Origin of the sequence: Tabrizicola sp., assembly GCF_051645465.1 — a bacterium.
Classification (GTDB): domain Bacteria; phylum Pseudomonadota; class Alphaproteobacteria; order Rhodobacterales; family Rhodobacteraceae; genus Tabrizicola.
In genome coordinates, this window is sequence record NZ_JBOFBI010000252.1 from 1 (window position 1) to 5,248 (window position 5,248).

Consider the following 5,248-nt stretch of genomic DNA (forward strand, 5'->3'; position numbering starts at 1 on the left):
GCCTCTTCACCCCCGTCTGGCCCGATCTCTTCAAACCGATCGTCACCAGCGCCGACCACCTGGACGAGGCGCTTGGCAATCACCACGACCTCTCCGTCCTCGCGGCCCACGCGGCCGCCCTGTTCGATGCCGTGATGCCCGACCCTGCCCGCCAGATGCTCGACGCCCGGCTCAGCGACGCCCAGGAGAAGCTTGAAACCGAGGCCTTCGCCCTAAGCGACCGGCTCTTTGCCGGCGATCCGGACGATGTCGCAGCCCTCTGGCTCGAATGGCGCAAGGTCTGGCTTGGGAAGGCGGCCTGACGCCACCGCGCCGCGCTTGACAGGGATCGGACCGCAATGCTCTCCTCCCGGCTTCACCCGCAAAGGAGTGCCCCGCATGCGCGCCGTCCTTGCCCTGACCCTCAGCCTTGCCGCCTTCCCCGCATTTGCCCAGTCCGAAGAGACCGTCACGATCGACACTCCCCTCGGCCCGGTCATCGGCACGCTCGAAACCCCGGCTGGCGATCCGGCCCCGGTGGTGCTCCTCCTCCACGGCTTCACCGGCAGCCGTGATGAGCTCCCCGTGACCGGCACGGACGAAGGCGTCTTCTCCCGCACCGCCCGCCTCCTTGCCGAACAGGGGATCGCCTCGCTTCGCATCGACTTCCGCGGCTCGGGCGAAAGCCCCGGCACATTCGCCGAAACCACCTATGAGGGCCAGGTCGCAGACGCCCTCGCCACACTCGACTGGCTTGAGGCGAACCCCGCTGTCGACGGTCAGCGCCTTGCCGTCCTGGGATGGAGCCAGGGCGGTCTTGTCGCCACCGCAGTCGCAGGACGGTCCGACAAGCCCGATGCCCTCGTCCTCTGGGCCGCCGTCGCCAACCCGGAAGAAAGCTTCGGCGGCCTTCTCGGCGCCGAGACGCTGGAAAAGGGCCTCGCCCTTGGCGATGCAGCAATGCCCATCACCCTGCCCTGGGGCGCAGAGATCGAGCTGAAGCAGGGCTTTTTCGAGGGCGTCACCACCTTCGACCCCCCGGCCGAGCTCGCCTCCTACGCCGGCCCCCTCCTCATCGCCCACGGCACGAAGGACACGACCGTCCTGCCCACCGCGGTCGACGCCTTCCTCGCCGCGCATGAGGGCGAAGAGGAAAGCTGGATCGCCGAGATGGACCATGTCTTCAACGCGTTCACCGGGCCGGAAACGCTTGACCAGATGGTCGGCGAAACCATCGCCTTCCTGAAACCGCGCCTGCAGTAACCGCAAAGCCGGACCAGTGGCACCAGACATGCCACCGATCCCGCACCGCCTTTCACATTTGCTCAAATATCCCCGCCGGAGGCTCTACGCCCGAGCCGGTTGCGCGCCCTTCGCGCGCAGAGGCGAGACAAAAGGAATGCGCGTAAGCGCTCAATATGAAAACCGCCCCAAGCCGCACAACGCTTGATGGCTTAACCCTTCGGCGGCCGATAAAGCGTCGCCGTAAATGCCTCCGACACCGCACAAGACTTGATGTCCATCCACCCCGCCCCCCGGAACGCCTCGCGCACCACGGCATCGGTCACAGCAGCGCCCCTCCCCTTGCCATAAACGCACCAGACCCGCAGCCCATGCGCCTGCCCCGCCCGAAGCGCCGCCTCCAGATCGCCCGGCCCGCTCAGCACCGCCACGATCAGCGCCGCTCCCTCCGGCCCCACAGCCTCGGCCCCGGCCACCGCCACCGCAATCTCCTCCGGTGTAGGCCCGCCGATCACCCAGGCACGCGCGGCCGCCGAGACCCCCAGCTTCGCCGCCAGCGACGGCAGCGGCTTCTCCAACGCCTTCACCCAGGCCGCCGCCTCCTTCGCGCCCAGCGTCAGGACCAACGGCTCCCCCTCGGCCCGCAGCACCAGATCCTCGCCCTCAACCCGCCAGTCCATAAGCCCGTCCCGCCGCAGCTTCGCCCGGACCTCGCCCCGCAGAATGATCCCGTCGCTCTCCAGAAGCGCCTTCACCACGCCGTCCTGACCCCGAAACCGGGCGTGGCCTTCCGCTTCCCGTCCCATCGCCATCCCTCCCGATCCACCAGCTCAGCGCTCCACATCCTCGATAATCCGCCGCGCCATCGCCAGCGCCGTCTCGGCCGACATCGCACAAGCACCGGCCCCATCCACACGCTCAGGCACCAGCTCCAACCCAAAGACCGCCTTCAAGGCCGCAACATCACCCGAAGACCCCTCGATCACCCGCTCCTGCACTTCGGCAGGCAGCACGAACTTCGCCCCCTCGATCTTGCCCAGCAAGCGCCGATACCGGTTCCGCCTCGCCCGGTCACGCTCGCCCCCCGGACGAAGACCCACCAGCGCATCCGCCACCAGAACGCCCTCATGGGACAGCGATCGGTTCCGCTGCGCGACAGCCACCGGAAGGACAAGATCAGGCAGCCCGATCGCATCCAGAAAGTCGCGGAAGATATCGCCGTCCTTCAGATGATCGGGATGAAAGTGCCGCAGCCGAATGCTCTCCCGCCCAAAGACTGTCGCATAATTCGACAGCCAAGCCGCCACCGTGAACGGCCAAGGTGCAGCATAGAAGTCAGCCAACCGGATCACGCCGTTCTTCAACGACTGCTGGCACATGCTGGTCGCAAAGCCCACAGGCTCGCGGACATAGCAAAGCACCAAGATCTGGCTGACCTCCGGCCACTGCTCTTCCAGCATCAAACGCAGCCGCGCGACCGCTTCAGCAGAAGCCGAGATCAGATGCTCGCTCGACAGCACCACATGCCCAAGGCCCGCCACCCGAGCCTCCGCCGCGATCACGTCAAGCGTTTCCCGCGCAACCCGGTCGCCTCGCGCGTCACCCGCCTTCACCGACCGCGCCAGCCGCTGGTGAAGGTCAGGCGTGCCGGGATTGAGAACGCCAAAGGCCGCCAGCTCCCGCTTCGCACCAGCCAGGGCCATCTGCAGCGACGTCGTCGCCGTCTTCTTCAAACCCACATGCAGCGTAAGCTTCATCGCTCACCCCCGGGGGATCGGCACCGCCAGTCAGGCCGCGAACTCGCCCTCCAGCGCCCGCTCCATCAGTGCCACGGTCTCCGCCACCCCGTAAAGCGCGATGAACCCCCCGAACCGAGGGCCATCCGACGCCCCCAGAAGCACCTCATACAACGCCTTGAACCAGTCGCGCAGCGGCTCGAACCCATGCTCCTTGCCGACCGCAAAGACCATCGACTGCAGCGCCTCGTCGTCCAGCCCCCCGTCCCAGACCTTCAGCCGCGCCACCAGATCCTCCATCGCCGCCCGCTCCTTGTCGGAAGGCAGCCGGAACACCCGGGTCGGAGCAATCTTGTCCGCGAAGTACCGAACCGCATACCCCGCCGCCGCATCCAGGTCGGGATGCGTCTCAGGCGAAGCCCCCGGCGCATAGCGCTTGATGAACTTCCAAAGCGCCCCCGCATCCTTCGCCCCCGCAACCGACGCCAGGTTCAGAAGCATCGCGAACGACACCACCATATCCGACGCCGGAGGCTGCCCCCGATGGATATGCCACACCGGATTGTTCACCTTCTGCTCCAGCGTCTGCTCCGGAAACGCCTTCAGCTGCTGGTGATACTCATCCACCGCCCGCGGGATCACGTCCCACCACAGCCGCTTCGCCGTCTTCGGCTTCTGGTACATGAAATACGACAGGCTCTCGGTGGCCGCATAAGTCAGCCACTCGTCGATCGTCAGCCCATTGCCCTTCGACTTGGAAATCTTCTGCCCCGCCTCGTCCAGGAACAGCTCATAGCTGAAATGGTTCGGCTTCCGCCCCCCCAGCACCTCGCAGATCCCGTCATAGATCGGAGTATTGGTGGAATGGTCCTTCCCGTACATCTCGAAGTCCACATCCAGCGCCGCCCAGCGAGCACCAAAGTCCGGCTTCCACTGCAGCTTCACGTGGCCCCCGGTCACCGGCAGCGTCCACTCCCGCCCCGTTTCGTCGTCAAACGTGACCGTCGCCGCCTTCGCATCCACATGCTTGATCGGCACATACAACACCCGCCCCGTCTCGGGATGGATCGGCAGGAAGCAGCTGTAGGTCTGCTGCCGCTCCTCCCTGAGCGATGCCAGCATGATCCCCATGATCGCATCATACCGCTCGGCACAAAGCCGCAGCGTGTCGTCAAACCGCCCCGACTTGTAGAACTCCGTCGCCGAGATGAACTCATACTCGAACCCGAACGTATCCAGAAACCGCCGCAACATCGCGTTGTTGTGGTGCCCAAAGCTCTCGTACTCCCCGTAGGGATCAGGCACCGACGTCAACGGCTTCTGCATGTGCTGGCGCAACATCTCCTGCTGAGGCACGTTCTCCGGCACCTTCCGCATCCCGTCCACATCGTCGGAAAAACAGATCAGCCGCGTCGGAATGTCCGAAATGATCTCGAACGCCCGCCGGATCATCGTCGTCCGCGCCACCTCGCCAAACGTCCCGATGTGAGGCAACCCCGACGGCCCATACCCCGTCTCGAAGAGCACATACCCCTTCGCCGGGTCCTTCCCGCCATAGCGTTTCAGGACCGCGCGGGCCTCTTCAAAGGGCCAGGCCTTCGAATTCATCGCCGCATCGCGAAGCGCAGTCATCCCATCTCTCCCGAAACGCCCGCGACCCCGTGTCCCGGACCCCCGTCCTCTATTGCCCACCCGCCCCCTCGTCAATAATGTCCGCCCCGAAGACGCATCAGGAGCCCCCCATGCTAGAAACCTCCCCCATGTCCCCGCAGGATGCCCTTGTGGCCGTCATGGTGGCCTGCTCCGCGTCAGACGAGAACATGCGCACGGCCGAGCTTGTGGCGATCACCCGCATGGTCAACCACATGCCGATCTTTGCCAACTACGACCCCGACCGCATCCAGCGCGTCAGCCGCATCGTGTTTGATTTGTTTGAAGAGGAAGACGGCCTCGACGCCCTCTTCGGCCTGATCCGCGAGACCCTCCCCGACCGCCTCTTCGAGACCGCCTACGCTTTGGCCTGCGACGTCGTCACAGCGGACGGCAGGCACTCCCAGGTCGAGCTCCGCATGCTGGAAGAGGTCCGCGAAGAGCTGAAGATCGACCGGCTGCACGCCGCCGCCATCGAATGGGGCGCGAGGGTAAGGCATCTCCTGCCGTAGGTCGGGGCGTGCCCCGACTCCTACGGTAAGTCGGGCTTCAGCCCGACTCTATCAACCACTCCGCCCACCACGCTCATCCCCCTGTCATCCCCGCGAAAGCGGGGACCCATCTTCTTCTGGCATAGGATG

6 protein-coding genes are annotated in these 5,248 nt (G+C 65.6%); 3 read left to right on the top strand and 3 right to left on the bottom strand.

Features of this window, described 5'->3' with window-relative positions; genetic code table 11:
- Together ACRCSW_RS16670 and ACRCSW_RS16675 are read left to right on the top strand one after the other, a co-directional pair.
- A partial coding sequence (locus ACRCSW_RS16670) for a hypothetical protein (protein WP_438706775.1) occupies nucleotides 1–302 on the top strand: 302 nt, incomplete at its 5' end.
- Between the two features lie 76 nt (nucleotides 303–378).
- Nucleotides 379–1,242, top strand: a complete 864-nt coding sequence (locus ACRCSW_RS16675; RefSeq protein ID WP_438706776.1) for an alpha/beta hydrolase family protein — start codon at nucleotides 379–381, stop codon at nucleotides 1,240–1,242.
- A 191-nt stretch (nucleotides 1,243–1,433) separates the two neighbouring features.
- On the opposite strand, the gene ACRCSW_RS16680 is transcribed toward ACRCSW_RS16675, so the two are convergent.
- From ACRCSW_RS16680 to ACRCSW_RS16690, 3 genes are read right to left on the bottom strand one after another with little or no spacing between them, the layout of a single operon-like run.
- A complete protein-coding gene (locus ACRCSW_RS16680; protein ID WP_438706777.1) occupies nucleotides 1,434–2,027 on the bottom strand; it encodes a hypothetical protein in 594 nt (197 codons plus the stop codon).
- Nucleotides 2,028–2,051: 24 nt separating this feature from the next.
- On the bottom strand, nucleotides 2,052–2,978 hold the full coding sequence (locus tag ACRCSW_RS16685; protein WP_438706778.1) for a hypothetical protein: 927 nt from the start codon (nucleotides 2,976–2,978) through the stop codon (nucleotides 2,052–2,054).
- A gap of 30 nt (nucleotides 2,979–3,008) precedes the next feature.
- Nucleotides 3,009–4,589, bottom strand: a complete 1,581-nt coding sequence (locus ACRCSW_RS16690; protein ID WP_438706779.1) for a lysine--tRNA ligase — start codon at nucleotides 4,587–4,589, stop codon at nucleotides 3,009–3,011.
- A gap of 110 nt (nucleotides 4,590–4,699) precedes the next feature.
- On the opposite strand from ACRCSW_RS16690, the gene ACRCSW_RS16695 reads away from it, so the two are divergent.
- Nucleotides 4,700–5,119: a tellurite resistance TerB family protein gene (locus ACRCSW_RS16695; protein WP_438706780.1), complete on the top strand. Its 420-nt coding sequence runs from the start codon at nucleotides 4,700–4,702 to the stop codon at nucleotides 5,117–5,119.
- Nucleotides 5,120–5,248: the final 129 nt, after the last annotated feature.

Bases quoted from the DNA above. Each gene is read 5' to 3' on its own strand.
- ACRCSW_RS16685 (WP_438706778.1), bottom strand. From the start codon at position 2,978: ATGAAGCTTACGCTGCATGTGGGTTTGAAGAAGACGGCGACGACGTCG.
- ACRCSW_RS16675 (WP_438706776.1), top strand. From the start codon at position 379: ATGCGCGCCGTCCTTGCCCTGACCCTCAGCCTTGCCGCCTTCCCCGCA.
- ACRCSW_RS16690 (WP_438706779.1), bottom strand. From the start codon at position 4,589: ATGACTGCGCTTCGCGATGCGGCGATGAATTCGAAGGCCTGGCCCTTT.
- ACRCSW_RS16680 (WP_438706777.1), bottom strand. From the start codon at position 2,027: ATGGGACGGGAAGCGGAAGGCCACGCCCGGTTTCGGGGTCAGGACGGC.
- ACRCSW_RS16695 (WP_438706780.1), top strand. From the start codon at position 4,700: ATGCTAGAAACCTCCCCCATGTCCCCGCAGGATGCCCTTGTGGCCGTC.